General features: G+C 42.2%; 2 protein-coding genes. Both read left to right on the forward strand.

Going from position 1 to position 1,204, the window contains the following annotated elements; all coding sequences use genetic code 11:
* Nucleotides 1–219: hypothetical protein (locus I2G61_RS16610; RefSeq protein WP_229100796.1), on the forward strand; the 219-nt coding region annotated here is incomplete at its 5' end.
* Nucleotides 135–1,076 carry an IS30 family transposase gene (locus I2G61_RS16255; protein ID WP_229100795.1) on the forward strand — a complete coding sequence of 314 codons (942 nt, stop codon included), beginning with the start codon at nucleotides 135–137 and terminating at the stop codon, nucleotides 1,074–1,076. The genes I2G61_RS16610 and I2G61_RS16255, both read left to right, overlap by 85 nt.
* Nucleotides 1,077–1,204 lie beyond the last annotated feature (128 nt).

Here is a 1,204-nt window from a genome sequence, read left to right on the forward strand (position 1 = left end):
TTTCAAAAGGGGAATTGTCGTTTTTGTGGTCATTGTTTCCGGGTTTGTCATGATTATGAAAAAGAGTGCTGTCCTTCTCTCTCTCTCATCCTCCTTATGTTTGTAATGGCTGTCGGCAGCGTCAGCGCTGCTCCCTGGAACAACGTGATTATAAGGCAGCAGAAGCCCACCAGGAATATCGGCAGAGGCTCGTTGAAACCCGTTCTGGATTTAATTTAACCGAAGCTGAATTGGCTTTGATTCAGCGGGAGCTTACTCCGCTTATTAAAGAGAATAAACAATCCGTACATCATGCTTGTCTGGTTAAAGCTGATATTCTCCCTTGTCATGAGAAAACCATTTATAATCTCATTGACGCCAACCTGCTTCCCGGTATCAAAAATTTAGATTTGCCTCGAAAGTGCCGCTTAAAACCTAGAAAATCAGGGCGGAAAGAACATAAGGTCGATAGTCAATGTCGGATTCACCGAACTTATGCAGACTACCTGGACTTCGTTCAAGCTCATCCGGATGTCTCCGTTGTAGAGATGGATACTGTTGAAGGGATTAAAGGCGGTAAGGTGATTCTCACGTTTCTCTTCAAGTCCTGCAATCTTCAATTATTCTTCCTGGCCGACCACCATACCTCTCAAGCTACAATTCAACAGATGGATCAACTTTATGAACAACGATTCGGTCCTGAGTTATTCAAGAAAATATTTGAAGTCACCCTGACGGATAATGGCTCCGAATTTTCCAATCCGACGGCGATTGAAAACGATGCCTTCCATCAATCCAGGTCTCGTTTATTCTACTGTGATCCCGCTGCTTCCTATCAAAAAGGGACTTGCGAGAATAACCATGAAATGTTGCGCAGATTCTATCCTAAAGGATCATCTTTCGATCAGTTAACACAAGATGAATTGAACCTCATTTCAAGCCATATCAATTCTTATAAAAGAAAAAGACTGAATGATCACTCGCCTCTTGAGTTATTCAGTCTTCTCTTCGGGAACGAAACGCTCGATAAATTAGGGCTTGTTTCCATCGCTCCTGAAAGCGTTTGCCTTTCCCTCCGGGGTTTGTTCAACAAATAAAGAATAGACACAGGGAGATCCATTGACAAGCCAGCCTAAGAACGAATTTAGCACCTGCATTTACTCAACGAAATAAATTGCATTTCGCTAAATATCTTTTCTTGTACCCTTTTTTATCTGGTTTCTAC

This window comes from Holdemania sp. 1001095H_141210_F2 (genome assembly GCF_015558105.1).
GTDB lineage: Bacteria > Bacillota_I > Bacilli_A > Erysipelotrichales > Erysipelotrichaceae > Holdemania.